Raw genomic sequence first — 17086 nt, 5'->3', positions numbered from 1 at the left:
TTATTGTTAGATACGCTCCGCTACGCGGAGCTTGGCACTGCGTGCCCTATTGTTCTTTACTATTTCTTCACTCGACGGTACGATAAGCCCTCCAATTTTTTTAAAGGGAACATCGATATTGCCGTAAAAATCCTTTACGGGCTCGCCTTCGAATTGCCCTGCCCTAATGAACCTTTTCACCAGACGGTCTTCAAGCGAGTGATAACTCAAAACGCTCAACCTACCTCCAGCCTCCATCAAAGTAGCGGTCTGCAACAAAAATTCTTTGATGACCTCTATTTCTTGATTGACCTCAATACGAATAGCCTGGTAAACTTGTGCCAATATTTTATGTTCCTTCGACTTGGGCAAAAATGACTGCAAGGCTTCCTTTAATTGCCCCGTAGTCTTCAAAGGTGACTTTTCGCGTTGCTCGACCAATTTCTTTGCTATGGCATTGGCATTTCTCAGCTCACCATACTCGAACAGAATTCTACGCAAATCATCAAATTCATAACGATTGACAACATCGTGGGCCGACACTTCGTTTTTCATGTTCATGCGCATATCGAGTTCGGCTTCAAAACGGGTCGAAAACCCACGCTCCGCCTTATCGAACTGATGCGATGAAACACCGAAATCGGCCAAGATTCCATCAACTTTCCGAATGCCATAGAACTTTAAAAACTGTACGATGTACCTGAAATTTTCATTGATCAACGTGAACCGCTCGTCAACTATCTTATTTTCAAGGGCATCTTCGTCTTGATCAAAGGCTATCAACCTACCTCGACTTCCAAGACGTTTCAATATCTCTTTTGAATGCCCTCCTCCACCGAAGGTCACATCCACATAAATGCCATCCTCCTTAATATTGAGTCCATCAACGGACTCTTGCAACAGTACCGGATTATGATACATCGTTTTCATCATCTCCGTCCTCGCCCATCACCTCTTCGGCAAGCGCGGCGAAATCTTCCGCCGTTTCCTCCAGTACTTTCTCATAGCTATCCTTATCCCATATTTCGACAATATTGATTGCCGAACTCAGTACCACCTCTTTAGAGATCCCTGCAACCGAAATCAAGTTTTTAGGTATCAAAAGTCTTCCCGTGCCATCGATTTCAACAACCTTTACCCCTGCCGAAAAACGACGGATAAAATCGTTGTTCTTTTTCTTGAATCGGTTCTTTTTGTTCATTTTCTGCATGAGCAGATTCCATTCGTCCATTGGATATAGCTCCAAACAGGGCTGAAAAACCGATCTTTTGATCACAAACCCTTTGTTCAATACCGGAGACATCTGATTTTTTAGCGCAACAGGAAGCATTATTCTACCTTTGGCATCGGCCTTGCAATCGTATGTTCCAATGAAATTGATCACCTAAAATGGTTGGTTTGTCTTTTAATAACTCAAATATATAAATATTATTACCACATTTTACCACAAATTACCACTTTGTTGCGAAATTTTATAAATATTCGCTCCAATATGGTATTACGACCATTTGCCGGCACCTTCAAAACCTCAGTTTTCAATGTGTTATCTTGATGCGTAGGGCCTACAAAAAATGATTGTGCGATAGTTTCTATAAGATGGGTATTATGTGGAATTGTATATATTTGCCAACATAGACCAGACACATCCTGAATGGAAGAAAAGATTATTACCGAGGGCAATTACAGGTATATTGAAAAAGGTGAGGGCACTCCGCTAATTATCTTGCACGGTCTAATGGGCGGGTTAAGTAATTTTCACGGGGTGACCGATTATTTTCCTGCTAAAGGATATAAGGTATTGGTACCCGAACTACCCATTTACGATATGCCCTTGCTGAAGACCAATGTAAAACAGTTCGCGAAATTTCTTGAAAAGTTTATTGAATTCAAGGGTCTTAAAGATGTCATACTTCTTGGAAACTCATTGGGCGGACATATTGGACTATTACATACCAAAATGTACCCGAAAATGGTAAAGGCGTTGGTCATTACCGGCAGTTCAGGACTTTACGAAAGCGCAATGGGCGATGGTTATCCAAAACGGGGCGATTACGAGTTTATCAAAAAAAAGGCCGAAAACGTTTTCTACGACCCCGCCGTTGCCACTAAGGAAATTGTCGACGAAGTTTATGCGACCGTTAACGATCGTGTTAAATTGGTCAAGACATTGGCCATAGCCAAAAGTGCCATAAGGCACAACATGGCACAAGACCTTCCTAAAATGAGGACCCCGACCTGTATAATTTGGGGTGAAAATGATGGCGTGACACCCCCCGACGTCGCTGAACTTTTTCACGAACTACTGCCCGACTCAGACTTGTTCTGGATCGAGAAATGTGGGCATGCCCCAATGATGGAACATCCTGATGAGTTCAATAGCATTCTCGCTACCTGGCTAAAAAAACGAGGCTTTTAAACCCTCCCATCCATGTTGATCAAAACGGCCAATTTCGTAATGAGCAACTCAGATGTTGCCAAATGCCCACAAGAACCGATACCTGAATACGCCTTTATCGGCCGATCCAATGTAGGTAAGTCTTCTTTGATCAATATGTTGACCGATCATAAGGGTTTGGCCAAGACGTCGGGTAAGCCCGGTAAGACTCAACTTATCAACCACTTTAAAATCAATGACAATTGGTTTTTGGTAGATCTGCCCGGTTATGGATATGCCAAAGTCTCAAAAAGGGACAAAAAAACATTTCAAAAGTATATTACCAATTACTTTCTTCAGCGCGGGCAATTGGTCTGTTCTTTCGTATTGGTCGACATTCGCCATGAGCCCCAAAAAATTGACTTGGAATTTATGGAATGGCTTGGTGAAAATCAGATACCGTTTTGCATCATATTCACCAAGGCCGATAAATTGAAACCAAGGGCTATACAGATAAATGTTGAAAGCTACATTCAAGAATTGTTGAACGGTGTATGGCAAGAGGCCCCCAGATACTTTGTTACATCTTCTACCAATGGCAGCGGCCGTGAGGAAGTCTTAAGTTTTATCGGCACAATCAATGCCGATTTTTTTGAACAACAAAAAGGCTAAGGCAATTCTTGTCTTTCCTTGATCAATCGAATCAAAGATTCCACATCATGCAAAGAGTCTATCTCTTCGGTATTTACAAATACCTCTAAACGCATATTGGCCTCCAAAAGAACGATCGGAAATGTAAACTTGCTGCCAAATTTTGACGCATAAAGCCTTTCAAATTCATCTTTGTGCAAAAACTCCATTTCAAAATCTGCCGATTTTCGAAACTTCTTCCAGATTGAGTTCTCGGTCAATACCCCAAAAGTCAATTTACAGAGTTTACACTCATAAGTGCCAGGACTCATTAATTTATGTGCCCCATCCAAGATTAGGTTGCCCAGGCCTGAATTGGCATTGTATATAAAAATCAGTTTTCGCAATTTGGCCCCTTTTAATGTTGAACGGCAAAGCTATATATTTATAACATTCAAAAGCACAATATGCCTTTCAACAAATTTATCTTAACATGTTTAATGCTGACATTGGTTCAGCTAGAGTGTAAGTCACAGGAAAACAATATTGCTTACAGCTCTGATGATCTTAAAATACTTTCCATTTCAGAGAATAGCTACGTGCATGTCTCTTATTTGGATACTAGTGCTTATGGCAAAGTGGAATGTAACGGTCTTATTTATTTGAAAAATGGCGAAGCTATAGTCTTTGATACCCCAATCGACAATAACGTATCCATTGAGTTATTGAAATGGTTGATGGAAGATAAAAAATGTCAGGTCAAGGCAGTTGTTGTCAACCATTTTCACATCGATTGCCTAGGCGGACTAGCTGCTTTTCATGGCGCCAAGATTCCTTCGTATTCGAACAACTTGACCATCACATTGGCTGGAAATATGGGCTACGTTGTTCCGGAAAACGGATTTGATATGCAGCATGAATTAAGTATTGGTGGTACCAAAATCATCAACGGTTTCTTTGGTGAGGCCCATACAAAAGATAATATAATAAGTTATATTGTTGAAGAAGGTTTGATTTTTGGCGGATGTGCAATAAAGTCTTTGAACGCCCAAAAAGGAAATCTTGCGGACGCCAATCTTTTGGAATGGAGCAAAACCGTACAAAAAATAAAGGAAAACTATCCAGATACGCAAATCGTCGTTCCCGGTCACGGAGCCCATGGGGATACGGCATTGCTCGACTATACGATCGAACTTTTTAAAACCGACTAGAATGAAAAAATTGCCTATTGTCTTTTTATCGCTTTTCACCTTTTTGGCATGTGGCGAAAAACCAAAGGAGAGAATTCCCCCGGTGACCTCGCCATTTTCAAATGTCGATACACTTGCCATCAACGATTGGTGGAACCGCGATGACAATGCGATAATCGATTTAAAAGTTGATCGCGACAGCGTGGTCGCCTTCGGAATTTATACAGTTTCGAACAAAATCTTAAAATTGAGCGCCCAACTCTATCCGTTATACCCCGAAGAGACCCGAGAGGTGCGCCTGGAAATCGAAAAAGACGGTCAATGGAAAGAAATTCAAAAACGGAACATCAATGATTTAGGGTGGTCGGCACTTTTCCGTATCGAAAATTGGGACGATTCGAAAAACGTTAAATATCGTATTAGACATGCGAAAAATGCTCTTTTTGAAGGTCTTGTTCGCAAAAATCCCGAAAACGAAGAGGAGATTTCCCTAGCGGCACTTTCCTGCAATTCGAACCAAGATCGTGGTATGCGTGAAAATTATGTACGCAACATAAACTATCAAGATCCCGACCTAATATTTTTTGCGGGAGACCAATCGTACGACCATACCGAACATACGGCTGCATGGTTGAAATTCGGTCTTCAATTTCGAGAGACTTTTAGAAATCGGCCGGCAATTACCATTCCTGACGATCACGACATCGGACAGGGCAATCTTTGGGGTGAAAACGGAAAAATATCCACCTCGCCTGGCAGTCCTGATGGTGGGTATACCTATCATCCCGAATATGTAAAAATGGTCGAACGCTGCCAAACCGCTCATTTACCCGACCCCTATGACCCAACACCGGTCGAACAAGGTATCGGTGTCTATTACACAAATCTGTTATGGGGAGGAGCCGATTTCGCTATTTTAGAGGACAGGAAGTTCAAATCAGGGCCTGAAGGAAAGATTCCTCAGCAGGGGCCGCGGCCCGATCATATTCGAAACCCCGATTATGATCCCGCCTCAATTGATTTACCGGGGCTTACCCTTTTGGGCGAACGCCAACTAAATTTTCTGGAAGATTGGGGAAGTCAAAATACCGATGCCCCAAAAGTTGTTTTATCGCAGACCGGGTTTTGCGGGGGCGCCCACATTCATGGCAGCCTTGATAACCGACTTCATGCCGACCTAGACAGTAACGGATGGCCACAGACAGGGCGCAACAAAGCATTGAGACTGATTAAAAAAGCCAATGCCGTACATATTGCGGGAGACCAACATTTGGCAACTATTATCAAACAAGGTATCGATGAATTCCGTGACGGACCATGGGCGTTTGTCGTGCCCGCCATAGTAAATGATTATTACAGCCGTTGGTGGTGGCCCGAAGATGAAAAAGCAGGTGCAAACCCCAACACGAATACATCGCTACCATGGACGGGCGATTACCTCGATGGTTTCGGCAATAAGATAAGTATGATGGCCTATGTCAACCCCGAGAGTTCATCAAAAGGAGGTGGATACGGATTAATACGGTTCAACAAAAAAGAAAAAACCGCCACTTTTGAATGTTGGCCAAGATATGTCGATGTAACCCAGCCCAATGCGCAACAATTCGAAGGTTGGCCCATGACGGTTTCAATGGAATAGGGTAAAAATTTGTATGCCAAAATTTGTCGATCTAACTGACGACGAAAATCAATTGTTCCCGGCACAAGGATCTTTTTTTCAAAAATTTATGACTTCGGTCATAAAATCAATAGCATTCTATGATTAGTTTTATTCAATAAAAAGATAACCGTTATGAACGAAATCTCGTCTATTCTTATTCCTTTTGATTTTTCGGATGCTTCTAAGACAGCATTGGAGTATGCTGTTCAATTTGCCATTGTCGACGATAGCGTTGAAATTTTACTCGCCCATGTTGTAGGCGAGGCTAGTTCTGAAAATTTAAGCGAACAATTCGAAAAATTGCAAAAGCGATATTCAAGAGACTTGAAAAAGCCTTTGAAATGGATAGATTTGAAAGGTACATTGACCGAATCTTTGGTGGAATTACAACAGAATAAAAAAACCGATCTCGTTATCATGGGTACTTCCGAGGCCCAGGACCATGAAATCAAATTGATCAGCAACACTTCGAAATTCGTGTCGGAGGTAGATTGTTCGGTTTTGGTCGTTCCAGAAAAAATGGATGAATTTCAAATCAAGAACATCGCTCTCGTCTTGGGAAAAGAGGAAATCGATGATCGACACGCCCTGGAAACCTTATTGGATATTGCTAGAAAATTCAATGCGAAGGTGCATGTATTGACCATTGAGAACACTTCAGAGATGTATGGTTATTCTGAGACCGATGAAGCCAACGAGAATTTGTTGGAATACTATCTCGAAAGTTTCTATACCGAGCATACCTTTATCGAAAATAGCGACGTGGTCAAGGGTATTCTATCGCATGCCACTGAAAAGGAAATGGATATGATAGCCATACTACCGAGAAATCATGCCAAAAGAAGCAACCCGTCGGAAGGTAGGCTGACCGAAATGCTCACCTTAAAATCGAAAATACCGGTATTGGCCATTGATTGATGATAAGCGAAGTAGTGGTTATGATCAACCTTTTAATTCCAGCTTTTCGGCAAAATAGTCGCAGAAATCCTTCATTGTAGCGGTCATCTTCTCGTCTTGGGTCGCCTTCATAAAAGTATCGGACAACGAGACCAAGGTCTGGTGAAAGAAAACCTTCATTTCGTCGACCGGCATATCTTTGGTCCATAGGTCAATTTTCAATGACTCTTTATTCTTGCTATCCCATACTGAAAGCAACATGGCTTTTGCCTCTTCGTTATCGACCCCACCATCTTGTGCGGACCATGTTAATTTTTCCGGAACACGATTTTCGTCCAGCCCTACTTTTAGCGTTATTTCAGATGTGTGCAGCATTGCCATTATTTTCTTGGTTTGTAGTTGCTTTTCTTGAATATTTCCTCTTCGGGCAACGCTATAAGCTGCTGCAAGGTGATTTCATTCCTCTCCATTAAGGCGCGAACGATCTGCCAACCCATATAGCGCCCGATGCGACCGGGAGATTCGTTGTCAAGTTCGAGTCCGAATTTTGAAAAAGGAGCAGGATCCAAAAACCTAGTGTCCAACTTGTTGTCGGTGCTATAAAGATGTTCTTGTTCGATAAAATTCCGCCAAATTGGTTCTTCGTTCACCTGTGCCCAATCGACCTGATCTTGCGAATATCCTATTTTCAAGGCATCGGAGGCGAACGGCATAATCTTGTCCTTTAGGTATAATATCTTTCCATAGTATATGATTTTAGACAAAAACATGCGTTCCCGAGGCCTACGAATGAATTTATTGGCGAAGGCCGTTGCAACATCGGAGACCATGAACTTTCGATCGAGACCCTGGGCAATGTAACGTTGAATACCCCGATAGAATTTGTGGTCGGCACCGAGATAGCTGTCCAGTTCAATGAACAGCAGCGAATCGGTCAAAATTACTCGGTTTTGGTAATCGACATCATTGATGACCGTAACGATCTTCGGAATGTCATAATTCGGAAAATAGAACTTGATGTGCTTGAACAGGGATTCAAGATCCTGCTGTTCCTTTTCAAAGTTTACGAATGTTTTCCCTACCTCCGACAGAAGTTCAATTTGCAAAGTATCTCTGAGTTTGGCCACCCACACACTATCGGCAAATTGTACGGGAAAAAGATAGGGATAGGTTTTTTTTAATGCCGGAAGGTCCGATGGTTTTGCCTCTGCAAATTCCCTATCAAATCTACTAACTTGAAGATCAATATTGATTTTAGCGATTTCATCAGCGACCCTATCATTGTCATTACATGCAAAAATCATCATTGAAATCAGCAAAACCGCAAAAATCGACCTATTTGCATCAAGTAATTTCCTCAAGATTTTATATTTACGTTAGTACCCTTTATTTTTAGTTCACAAAGTTAACCGTTAACCTATTAAATATCTTCATGCAAACCGAAAAAGTAGTTGCCCATATTGTAAAATGGCTCAAAGATTATGCTACCGATGCCAATATAAAAGGTTTTACCATCGGTATTTCAGGAGGCATAGATTCTGCCGTTACCTCAACATTATGCGCCATGACCGGACTGGAACTCCTCTGTCTCGAAATGCCGATACATCAGGCCGAAAGTCAAATCAACAGGGCCTTGAACCATATCGCCTGGTTAGAAAAACATTTTGATACCGTGCGCTCACGCACAGTACAACTCACCCCGGTTTTTGACAGTTTCGTTGCCGCTTTGCCCTCTGTTAAAAATGAGGAGGAACGTTTTATGGCGTTGGCCAATGCCCGGGCACGTTTGCGAATGACGACACTATATTACTTCGCCGGACTAAAAAATTATCTTGTTGCGGGCACGGGAAACAAGGTCGAGGATTTCGGAGTGGGTTTTTTTACGAAATACGGTGATGGCGGCGTCGATCTGAGCCCCATTGCCGATTTGATGAAAACCGAAGTCTATGAAATTGCAAGATATCTTGGAATAAACGATGAAATTATCAAAGCCGCACCAACTGATGGCCTATGGGGCGACAATCGCACGGATGAGGACCAGATAGGTGCGTCATACCCAGAATTGGAATGGGCAATGAAAATGAATGCCCAGGGAAAAGAGCCCACCGATTTTACCGGACGTCAAAAAGAGGTATTTACCATATATTACAGACTGAACAGGGCCAATAGGCATAAAATGGTTCCAATACCTGTTTGTGAAATTCCAGAATTGTTAAAATCGACCACTTAACTAAGAATCAGGTGTATAAAACGAATATAATGGCATTCTTTGCCCTTCTTTTAGGAAAAAACTACAAATTTGTCTTCTGAATTCGATATTTAAAACTTACATTGCACGTACGTATTTATACCTACCTTTGATAGAATTGAATATCGAGAAAACTAGACCAAAATGATTAAAGTATTGATTGCCGACAACCACCCCATTGTTCGCATGGGCGTAATAAATGTTTTGGAATCCGCATCAGGATTTGAGGTGCTCGACGACGTATCGACCACTTCAGAACTATTTGAAAAATTAAAAGATGTTTCGCCAGATGTGGTGATGTTGGAAATGGATATTCCTGAAATTAATGGTATTGCGACTTTAAGAAAAGTCAAGAAAGAATATCCGAACGTTAAAGTTTTGATGTATAGTGGACAATCTGAAGATGTCTATGCGCTAAGTACGATTCGCGCCGGTGCATTTGGCTATCTTTCAAAAGCATCCGACATTGATTATATCATTTCCGCCGTACGAAAAGTTGCCGAAGGCAACATGTTCATTACCAATGAACTTGCGCAGCGTTTGGCCTTCGATGAAGGCACACAAAAACCGAGAAGATTCTTCAGAAAGCTTTCAACACGTGAAGTCGAGGTTTTGAAGATGTTGGCCAGTGGTAAGCGAAACAAAGATGTCGCCATCGGGCTTAACCTCAACGAAAAGACGGTGAGCACCTATAAGGCACGTTTGATGAAAAAATTGAACGTTGATAATATGGTAGATCTCTTACAGCAGGCCAAAGCTTTAGAGCTGTATTAAAATAGAACTAATACCTTCCAAAAACGCAAGACCCATTTGTCGATGACATTTGGGTTTTTTTGTTGGCCAGACCTTAAGAAAGCACCCTATTAAGTTTTTTGTTCAACAATTTGTTCAACTGAATATAGTTCATTATTTCCTCTAGGGTCTCCTTATGGTCTTCTTCGACATTCTGCGTATTTTTCTGTAAACGCTCCATGCGTTTTTTTATCAAATAGCACCTTAGGGTCAATATGGTCTCGCTGACCAATTGCGCGACTCCGTGTTTTTTGTCCTTGGGATAGATGTCCTTACTTTCCCATTTATGCAGCACATATTTTTCCTCTTCCATTAAAATAGATGATACCTCGGATACCATTTCTTGATCCAATTCGGATAAAAAGGTGTTCACCGAAAAATCTTCCTTCTCGTTCAATTGCTCGATTAATTTGTAGTAGATTTTTCTAAATTGATCGTTGGTCAGTTCGATTTCGTCATCCTGCAGATCGAGATAAATTTTTTCGTAAACCTTTGCTTCCAATGATTCAGGTTCTAAAATCAAATCACCTTCTTCATTCTCTTTGAGAACCAAATCTTCAAATTCTTCTTGTTCCTTTCCGTATAGCAACAACATTTCGATGATCTTTCGCTCGAGTTCATACTGTACATCTACCTTTTCGGCAGCAACTTCGTTCTTTACTACTTCAAAGGCCTTATGCTCTTGCTGCAATTTTTTTGAAACATCGGCGATTTCCTTTTTACCGATCTGTGCCAAAGTACCGAACAGCACCGCTTCGGAAATATTCATGATCTGGGCGCACTCTTGAATGTAGATTTCCCTTTTTATGGCATCAGGTATCTTGGCAATGCTGTTTACGATATCCCTAACGGTATCCGCACGTTTAATAGGGTCATTTGCCGCTTCTTCGGCCAAAAGATGGGCCTTGAACTGTATGAAGTCCTTTGAATTCTCTTGAAGATATATCGTTATATCTTCAAGCTCATTGTTTTTCGCAAAACTGTCGGGGTCTTCCCCTTCAGGAAACGAGCATACTTTTACGTTCATGCCCTGTTCCAAGATGAGGTCGATACCGCGTATCGAAGCTCTCAGGCCCGCGGCATCGCCATCGAACAGAACCGTTATGTTCTTGGTCAATCGGTTGATCAACCGTATCTGTTCAGGTGTCAGGGCGGTTCCACTGGAGGACACTACATTTTGTATACCCCGCTGATAGAACTGTATGACATCGGTGTAGCCTTCTACCAGATAACAATTGTCTTCTTTGTTGATTGCCTGTTTCGCATAGTAAATACCATAAAGCACCTTGCTCTTGTGATAGATTTCGCTTTCAGGGGAATTCAGGTACTTCGCCGCCTTTTTATCATTGTTCAGAATGCGCCCACCAAAACCCAAGACCCTGCCGCTCATCGAGTGAATGGGAAACATTACCCGCCCCTTAAAACGGTCGAATTTTCTCGGATCACCAGGATTGGCCGTATCTTCTTTGACAATTGTCAAGCCGGTTTTTTCAAGATATTCCAATTGGTAGCCCTTATCAAGTGCCGCTTTCGTGAAACCGTCCCATTGATCCAAACAATAACCTAAGCTGAATTTTTTAATGGTCTCATCTGTAAATCCCCGCTCTTTGAAATAGCTGAGTCCAATGGCTTTGCCCAGCTCGGTGTTCCACAGCATTTCGGCAAAATGTTCTTTCGCGAATTCCGATACCAGATACATGCTTTCCCGTTCGTTTGCCTCCTCTTTTTGCTCATCGGTACGCTCGGTCTCCTCAATCTCGATGTTGTATTTTTTAGCCAGATATTTAATGGCTTCGGGATAAGTGAAGTGTTCGTGCTCCATTAAAAATGCCACTACGTTTCCACCTTTGCCGCTGCTGAAGTCCTTCCAAATCTGTTTGACCGGCGAAACCATGAAACTAGGAGTACGCTCATCGGTAAACGGACTCAGGCCCTTGAAGTTCGAACCTGATTTTTTAAGTTGCACAAAATCGCCGATGACCTCTTCCAAACGGGCGGTTTCGTAAACTTGGTCTATGGTGGATTTTGAAATCAATGGCTTCTTGATCTTGTAACGGATAAATGTAGCGAAATAGTTGCGCTTGGGAAAAGAAAATTATGTAGATTGAATTCTAAAATCCAATATTTTGATTCTCTTTTTTGGCACCCGGCCCGGCAAAACGCAATTCCATTCGCTTCCGGAAGTTGCATGTCCTTATTGCGAACAACGGGCAACCATGACCCTCTACAAAACTAGCAACTGGTTTCATTTATTCTGGATCAAACTGTTCAAAATCTCATCGAGCCGAATGGCAGAATGCTCACATTGCAAGAAGGTCTTCTATGAGGAGGAGTTCAGCGATGCCATGCAAGCTGCCATATCGAACTAATGTATTTCTTCAGAATTTCACCTACCACTTAATGCTTAAAAGATTTCATGCGCATCACAGCAACAAACGCGATAGGGCTATATGTCAAACCTCAGGCCCAATGAAATATTATGTTGTTCCACTTCGGCATTTTTAAATATCGGGTTCAGATCGTACTTGGCATACAACAGTACTCCATCAAACCCAATGTAGCCACTTAAACCGTATACAAAATTAGTAGTATCGTAACCCCGCTTTAATTTGTCCTTGACCCTTTCGCCATTTCTTTCATATTTCAGTTTTTGCCTTGTGCCCAGATTGAATCCGCCGTATCCGCCTAATCCAATTCTGAATTGATTGCGTAATGAATATCGGATGGTTTTCTCGGTTTTCCGAAATTTTGATGGTCCAAATTCAAAATGCGCAGGAAAAACAAGATTGTCCATCCGCAACTTTGACTTCTTCAGGTCATATTCAAATTGTTCAAGACGCACCTGACCATCATCGGCCACAAAATATTGGTTATCATTTGGCTTAAGGCCATTGAACTGAAACGAAAACCCATAATTGAACCGTAAAAAATTCGAATTCTTGAAAACCCTTGTCCGCCACTGCCAACCCAACTCAGCAAAGCGGCTACCGCCTATTTTATAGGGTGAATCTTCCAGTGATTGCCCATCGATCAGTGCGTTGTTCAGACCTATGGCGAAAACAAAATCCGAATTTGTACGCCGATCGTATTTCAATGGTCTATTTCTATGTTTGAAAATCGTCCAAGGCTCTTCGTCGCCCCACCGTATGGTTATACCGCCATCGTCATCGGTAATCGAAAACTCGTTTTCGCTTTTTAAAACGGCACCTTCATTTCGCTCTAGCAAAGCTATTTTGTTATCGATAATGGCAATTCGGTTTTCAATATTGAGCGCTCTTTTTTTTGCCGCAGCTTCTTTTAGTTCAATAGCTTCCTCATTATTGATCAGACCCTCTTCCAAACGATCGTTGATATCATTGACCTCAGACTTAAGCGCCTCTTTTTCCTGCTCGGTTATTTTGGTCTTTTGGGTTCTCAATTGCTCCACTCTTTCCCTATACCATTCTTGGCCCAGGGCATTCTGAACGGTAAACAAGGATAATACTAGTACAAGGTAAATGATGATTCTACTCATGATTTTTAGATTTTGATAAGCCTCTGCCCGGCCTCCCCACCAACGGGGAGGCGAATAGAAGCCTGATTGATGAATGATCGATTAATTATTACGGTCGGCTACTGCAGTTCTGACCTTTAGAAATCCTGATTTTAACTTTTCCAAAATTTGATCTCGAAACGACTGATCAAGTTCTTCCTCCACCTCGTTCAACAAGGCCATGGCATCTACCGAAGCACCATTACCCATAAGTTTTTCCAACATTATTTCTTGTTGTGCTTTTCGCAAAAGAGAATCAACTTCGGTATCGGTCAGCAACGGACCCGTTTCTTCAATTGCCTCGACCTGCGCCAACAACTCCGTTATTTTGGCCTCGACCACAGTATCGGGAATCATTGTTTCTTCAATATTCTTATTGGACAATATTTCTTTCCGCGCGCTTGTAATTGAAGCGTTCTCGTTTTCTGTCAAACCAAAATCAACCATCTTATGGGACTCGACATATTCATCGTCGGAAATATCATCAGTTCCATCCTCCAAAACTATTTCCGTCTTATTGGTATCGATAATTATAGGAGTCACTTTTTCAATGTTATTTTTTTCTTTAGCTTTTGTGCCATTGACGGTTTCAGGCGTACCTAGTGCATCATTTTCATTATAAAACAAAGCGGATATAATCAGTAATCCGATAAAACCCGCAGCAACGGAATACCACAAATAGCTCTTTCTTTTCGGGGTTCGCGATGTTTCCAATTGCCCGCTAATTTTTTCCCAAGCAGCGGGCGAAGGTTGAATTTCCCGTTCGTTCATTTTTTTGGCGATATGCTCTTCGAACTTATTGGTTTCCATAACCTATGATATTTTGTTGTTTTAACCGCGACTGCAACAGTTTTCTTGCCTTGAACAATTGCGACCTCGATGTACTTTCGGAAATCTTCAATATTTTGGCGATTTCACAATGCTTATAACCTTCTATGGCATAGAGTACGAAGACCAATCTATAACCTTCGGGCAATCGGTCTATCAACTCTTGAATATGCTCCACGTCCATATCATTCGACAATGGCACTTCATACGTTTCATTACGCTCATACACCTCATCATCATAAACAACGAACTGCCGTTTTCTCAAAAAGGAGATACTCTCCCTTATCATTATCCTTCTAATCCATCCCTCAAAACTACCTTCGAACTTAAATGTGTTCAAATGTCGAAATACCTTTACGAAACCGTTGACCATTACGTCCTCGGCAAAATGGACATCTTTGATATATCGGCGGCAAACGCCCAACATTTTAGGCGCATGGTTCTCATAAAGTCGTCTTTGGGCCCCTGGGTCACCTTCTGCCGACCTTTTGATAAGCTGTCTTTCACTTGTATAAAAAGGAATGATCTTCAATTTTAAAAGCTTCTATTTGTCTAGACGGAGTGCTAGTCAAAAACGTTGCCTTTTTAGCAACATTTTTTTTGAAAAAAATATAAATTTTTGATTTTCAGTAATTTACTTATTTTTTTCTGTCAACGACATAGTTGACCATCAATTGAAGTGCGCTCTTATAATCAGATTCGGGGTAGGCTTCCAGCAAAGCCAAGGCCTTTTCTTTAAAAGCGAGCATTTTCTGAACGGCATATTCGAGACCACCGTTTTGTTTTACGAAAGCGATGACCTCTTTTACCCTCTTTTTATCCTTATTATGATTTTTTACTGAATTGATAAGCCATTTTTTGTCTTTATCGCTACAATTGTTCAGCACGTAAATCAAGGGAAGTGTCATTTTTTGCTCTTTAATGTCAATTCCGGTAGGCTTTCCGATTTTATACCCGCCATAATCGAAAAGATCGTCCTTTATTTGAAAGGCCATTCCGCATAGTTCGCCAAATTTTCGAAAAGTCTCTACCTCGGGCGAACCCGGTTTTACCGAACAGGCCCCTAAGCTGCAGCAAGCGGCGATCAATGTGGCGGTCTTTTGACGTATAATCTCATAATATACTTCTTCGGTAATGTCCAATCGGCGCGCTTTTTCGATTTGCAGTAGTTCACCTTCGCTAATTTCGCGCATGGCCACCGAAATGATCTTCAATAGATCAAAATCGTCATTATCAACGGACAGCAGCATACCCCTGGCCAACAAAAAATCACCGACCAAAACGGCAATCTTATTTTTCCAAAGGGCATTTATCGAGAAAAAACCTCTTCGTTTATTGCTATCGTCCACTACATCGTCGTGAACCAAACTTGCGGTATGGATAAGTTCGATTACCGAAGCCCCTCGATAGGTACGCTCGTTCACCAGACCATTGTTTATCAGCTTGGCGGTCAGAAAAACGAACATGGGCCGCATCTGTTTGCCCTTACGATTTACGATATAGTATGTAATACGATTCAGCAAAGCGACGTTCGAGGCCATGGACTGATGGAATTTCTTCTCGAAAAGTTCCATCTCCTCGTTAACAGGCTCCTTAATTTGGGATACTATTTTCAAAGGATTCTTATGATTTATCGGGTAGGCCAGTGTTAAGCCATAAAAATAGCGAAAATGAAAGAGTAAACCGTACTTAGCATGCAGTAATCGATATGCATCAATGCCTAAAGATCAAGTTCAGGCCCAAAGAGGAAATTTATTGGGTTTCGGGTACAGTTATCAACGAACCGGCCTGAGTTTTACCGAATAAATTGAGAAAAACGAATGTGTTCATATTCAATTATGATTTGTTGGCCAATTGCCCGCAGGCGGCATCGATATCCTTACCTCTCGAACGGCGCACCGTAACTACGATTCCATTACGTTCAAGCTTTTCAACATACATTTCTATGGCCTTGTTCGAGGCCTGTTTGAAAGTGCCCTCATCGATAGGATTATATTCAATAAGGTTTACTTTAGAGGGCGCGAATCGACAGAATTCTACCAAGGCATCGGCATCTTTTGGAGTATCGTTGATACCATCCCATACAACATACTCATAGGTGATCCTACTTTTGGTCTTTTGGTACCAATATTGCAGGGCCTCGCGTAAATCGGAAAGTGTAAAAGTTGCATTGAAAGGCATTATCGAGGTTCTAACCTCATCGATCGCCGAGTGCAATGATACCGCCAACTTAAACTTGACCCCGTCATCGGCCATTTTTCTTATCATCTTGGGCACCCCTGATGTTGAAACCGTTATACGTTTCGGCGACATTCCCAGACCATCGGAAGAGGTAATCCTTTCTATAGCCTTTAAGACATTGTTATAGTTCATCAAAGGTTCGCCCATGCCCATAAAAACAATATTGCTCAGTGGGCGTTCAAAATACAGGCGACTTTCATTATCAATGGCCACTACTTGGTCATAAATTTCATCGGGATTCAAGTTGCGCATTCGTTTCAAACGGGCCGTCGCGCAGAATCGACAGTCGAGGCTGCAACCCACCTGGCTAGACACACATGCGGTGGTGCGCGTTTTCGTTGGAATCAATACCGACTCGACAACAAGGTCATCGTGAAGACGCACGGCATTCTTGATGGTACCATCTTGGCTCCGCTGCATTTGGTCGACCTTGATATGGTTGATGACAAAATTGGTTTCGAGCATTTCTCGGGTCGCTTTCGAAAGGTTCGTCATAACCTCGAAAGAATGGGCGCTTTTTTGCCAAAGCCATTCATAGACCTGATCGCCACGAAAAGGCTTATCGCCTTGCGACACAAAAAAATTGCACAGTTGCTCACGGGTCAAGGCCCTGACATCTTTCTTTTTGGTTTCTTCCATGGTGAAAATAAAAATCCCTCTATACCGGCGTCGGCAAAAGAGGGATTAGCTTATTTATAGCAACATATTTCCGTCT

The 17086-nt window shown here is 41.9% G+C and carries 19 protein-coding genes; 8 read left to right on the top strand and 11 right to left on the bottom strand.

Going from position 1 to position 17086, the window contains the following annotated elements; genetic code table 11:
• Positions 1-6: 6 nt before the first annotated feature.
• Both rsmH and mraZ read right to left on the bottom strand, forming a co-directional pair.
• The gene (rsmH, locus tag ACEZ3G_RS14255; RefSeq protein WP_432426364.1) at positions 7-909 is read right to left on the bottom strand and encodes a 16S rRNA (cytosine(1402)-N(4))-methyltransferase RsmH; all 903 of its coding nucleotides are present in this window, start codon (positions 907-909) and stop codon (positions 7-9) included.
• Positions 890-1363 (bottom strand): division/cell wall cluster transcriptional repressor MraZ, encoded by a 474-nt coding sequence (mraZ, locus tag ACEZ3G_RS14250; protein ID WP_432426186.1) that lies wholly within the window; start codon positions 1361-1363, stop codon positions 890-892. Before mraZ ends, rsmH begins: the two co-directional genes overlap by 20 nt.
• 267 nt (positions 1364-1630) lie before the next feature.
• Here mraZ and ACEZ3G_RS14245 point away from each other — a divergent pair, with 267 nt between their 5' ends.
• Entirely contained in the window at positions 1631-2395 is a 765-nt protein-coding gene (locus tag ACEZ3G_RS14245; protein ID WP_432426185.1) for an alpha/beta fold hydrolase, read from the top strand.
• A 12-nt stretch (positions 2396-2407) separates the two neighbouring features.
• Complete coding sequence (gene yihA, locus ACEZ3G_RS14240; protein WP_432426184.1) at positions 2408-3025, top strand: ribosome biogenesis GTP-binding protein YihA/YsxC; 618 nt, start codon at positions 2408-2410, stop codon at positions 3023-3025.
• Here the strand turns inward: yihA and ACEZ3G_RS14235 are convergent.
• Complete coding sequence (locus ACEZ3G_RS14235) at positions 3022-3390, bottom strand: GTPase (RefSeq protein WP_432426183.1); 369 nt, start codon at positions 3388-3390, stop codon at positions 3022-3024. The two genes, yihA and ACEZ3G_RS14235, sit on opposite strands and share 4 nt — an antisense overlap.
• A 60-nt stretch (positions 3391-3450) precedes the next feature.
• Here ACEZ3G_RS14235 and bla point away from each other — a divergent pair, with 60 nt between their 5' ends.
• The 3 genes from bla to ACEZ3G_RS14220 all read left to right on the top strand — a co-directional run bounded on the left by bla (position 3451) and on the right by ACEZ3G_RS14220 (position 6751).
• Positions 3451-4194: a subclass B1 metallo-beta-lactamase gene (gene bla, locus ACEZ3G_RS14230; protein WP_432426182.1), complete on the top strand. Its 744-nt coding sequence runs from the start codon at positions 3451-3453 to the stop codon at positions 4192-4194.
• 1 nt (position 4195) lies between these two features.
• Complete coding sequence (locus ACEZ3G_RS14225) at positions 4196-5812, top strand: metallophosphoesterase family protein (RefSeq protein ID WP_432426181.1); 1617 nt, start codon at positions 4196-4198, stop codon at positions 5810-5812.
• 153 nt (positions 5813-5965) lie between these two features.
• On the top strand, positions 5966-6751 hold the full coding sequence (locus ACEZ3G_RS14220) for a universal stress protein (RefSeq protein ID WP_432426180.1): 786 nt from the start codon (positions 5966-5968) through the stop codon (positions 6749-6751).
• Positions 6752-6775: 24 nt separating this feature from the next.
• Here the strand turns inward: ACEZ3G_RS14220 and gldC are convergent, their stop codons facing one another.
• Entirely contained in the window at positions 6776-7111 is a 336-nt protein-coding gene (gene gldC, locus ACEZ3G_RS14215) for a gliding motility protein GldC (RefSeq protein WP_432426179.1), read from the bottom strand.
• Positions 7111-8037 carry a gliding motility lipoprotein GldB gene (gene gldB, locus ACEZ3G_RS14210; protein ID WP_449288537.1) on the bottom strand — a complete coding sequence of 309 codons (927 nt, stop codon included), beginning with the start codon at positions 8035-8037 and terminating at the stop codon, positions 7111-7113. The genes gldC and gldB overlap by 1 nt, the downstream gene beginning before the upstream one ends.
• Before the next feature lie 125 nt (positions 8038-8162).
• Here gldB and nadE point away from each other — a divergent pair, with 125 nt between their 5' ends.
• The gene (gene nadE, locus ACEZ3G_RS14205) at positions 8163-8960 is read left to right on the top strand and encodes an NAD(+) synthase (protein ID WP_432426177.1); all 798 of its coding nucleotides are present in this window, start codon (positions 8163-8165) and stop codon (positions 8958-8960) included.
• A 162-nt stretch (positions 8961-9122) separates the two neighbouring features.
• Positions 9123-9752 carry a response regulator gene (locus ACEZ3G_RS14200; RefSeq protein WP_432426176.1) on the top strand — a complete coding sequence of 210 codons (630 nt, stop codon included), beginning with the start codon at positions 9123-9125 and terminating at the stop codon, positions 9750-9752.
• 73 nt (positions 9753-9825) lie between these two features.
• On the opposite strand, the gene dnaG is transcribed toward ACEZ3G_RS14200, so the two are convergent.
• Positions 9826-11805: a DNA primase gene (gene dnaG, locus ACEZ3G_RS14195; protein WP_432426175.1), complete on the bottom strand. Its 1980-nt coding sequence runs from the start codon at positions 11803-11805 to the stop codon at positions 9826-9828.
• Positions 11806-11896: 91 nt separating this feature from the next.
• Here dnaG and ACEZ3G_RS14190 point away from each other — a divergent pair, with 91 nt between their 5' ends.
• Positions 11897-12139, top strand: a complete 243-nt coding sequence (locus tag ACEZ3G_RS14190) for a zinc-ribbon domain-containing protein (protein WP_432426174.1) — start codon at positions 11897-11899, stop codon at positions 12137-12139.
• Between the two features lie 77 nt (positions 12140-12216).
• On the opposite strand, the gene ACEZ3G_RS14185 is transcribed toward ACEZ3G_RS14190, so the two are convergent.
• The 5 genes from ACEZ3G_RS14185 to rlmN all read right to left on the bottom strand — a co-directional run bounded on the left by ACEZ3G_RS14185 (position 12217) and on the right by rlmN (position 17010).
• A complete protein-coding gene (locus ACEZ3G_RS14185) occupies positions 12217-13284 on the bottom strand; it encodes a hypothetical protein (protein WP_432426173.1) in 1068 nt (355 codons plus the stop codon).
• Positions 13285-13365: 81 nt separating this feature from the next.
• Complete coding sequence (locus ACEZ3G_RS14180) at positions 13366-14112, bottom strand: hypothetical protein (RefSeq protein ID WP_432426172.1); 747 nt, start codon at positions 14110-14112, stop codon at positions 13366-13368.
• Positions 14099-14662 carry an RNA polymerase sigma factor gene (locus ACEZ3G_RS14175; RefSeq protein ID WP_432426171.1) on the bottom strand — a complete coding sequence of 188 codons (564 nt, stop codon included), beginning with the start codon at positions 14660-14662 and terminating at the stop codon, positions 14099-14101. The genes ACEZ3G_RS14180 and ACEZ3G_RS14175 overlap by 14 nt, the downstream gene beginning before the upstream one ends.
• 106 nt (positions 14663-14768) lie before the next feature.
• The gene (locus ACEZ3G_RS14170) at positions 14769-15746 is read right to left on the bottom strand and encodes a polyprenyl synthetase family protein (protein WP_432426170.1); all 978 of its coding nucleotides are present in this window, start codon (positions 15744-15746) and stop codon (positions 14769-14771) included.
• Positions 15747-15966: 220 nt separating this feature from the next.
• The gene (gene rlmN / locus ACEZ3G_RS14165; RefSeq protein WP_432426169.1) at positions 15967-17010 is read right to left on the bottom strand and encodes a 23S rRNA (adenine(2503)-C(2))-methyltransferase RlmN; all 1044 of its coding nucleotides are present in this window, start codon (positions 17008-17010) and stop codon (positions 15967-15969) included.
• Positions 17011-17086 lie beyond the last annotated feature (76 nt).

Origin of the sequence: Meishania litoralis (assembly GCF_042611095.1) — a bacterium.
Lineage (GTDB): Bacteria > Bacteroidota > Bacteroidia > Flavobacteriales > Flavobacteriaceae > Meishania > Meishania litoralis.
Note: the sequence above shows the minus strand (reverse complement) of the source record. Positions and strands in the feature narration are given on the sequence as shown.

Coding starts and splice junctions, on each gene's coding strand:
- rsmH (WP_432426364.1), bottom strand. CDS start 909: ATGAAAACGATGTATCATAATCCGGTACTGTTGCAAGAGTCCGTTGAT.
- ACEZ3G_RS14245 (WP_432426185.1), top strand. CDS start 1,631: ATGGAAGAAAAGATTATTACCGAGGGCAATTACAGGTATATTGAAAAA.
- yihA (WP_432426184.1), top strand. CDS start 2,408: ATGTTGATCAAAACGGCCAATTTCGTAATGAGCAACTCAGATGTTGCC.
- bla (WP_432426182.1), top strand. CDS start 3,451: ATGCCTTTCAACAAATTTATCTTAACATGTTTAATGCTGACATTGGTT.
- ACEZ3G_RS14225 (WP_432426181.1), top strand. CDS start 4,196: ATGAAAAAATTGCCTATTGTCTTTTTATCGCTTTTCACCTTTTTGGCA.
- ACEZ3G_RS14220 (WP_432426180.1), top strand. CDS start 5,966: ATGAACGAAATCTCGTCTATTCTTATTCCTTTTGATTTTTCGGATGCT.
- gldC (WP_432426179.1), bottom strand. CDS start 7,111: ATGGCAATGCTGCACACATCTGAAATAACGCTAAAAGTAGGGCTGGAC.
- gldB (WP_449288537.1), bottom strand. CDS start 8,037: ATGATGATTTTTGCATGTAATGACAATGATAGGGTCGCTGATGAAATC.
- nadE (WP_432426177.1), top strand. CDS start 8,163: ATGCAAACCGAAAAAGTAGTTGCCCATATTGTAAAATGGCTCAAAGAT.
- ACEZ3G_RS14200 (WP_432426176.1), top strand. CDS start 9,123: ATGATTAAAGTATTGATTGCCGACAACCACCCCATTGTTCGCATGGGC.
- ACEZ3G_RS14185 (WP_432426173.1), bottom strand. CDS start 13,284: ATGAGTAGAATCATCATTTACCTTGTACTAGTATTATCCTTGTTTACC.
- ACEZ3G_RS14180 (WP_432426172.1), bottom strand. CDS start 14,112: ATGGAAACCAATAAGTTCGAAGAGCATATCGCCAAAAAAATGAACGAA.
- rlmN (WP_432426169.1), bottom strand. CDS start 17,010: ATGGAAGAAACCAAAAAGAAAGATGTCAGGGCCTTGACCCGTGAGCAA.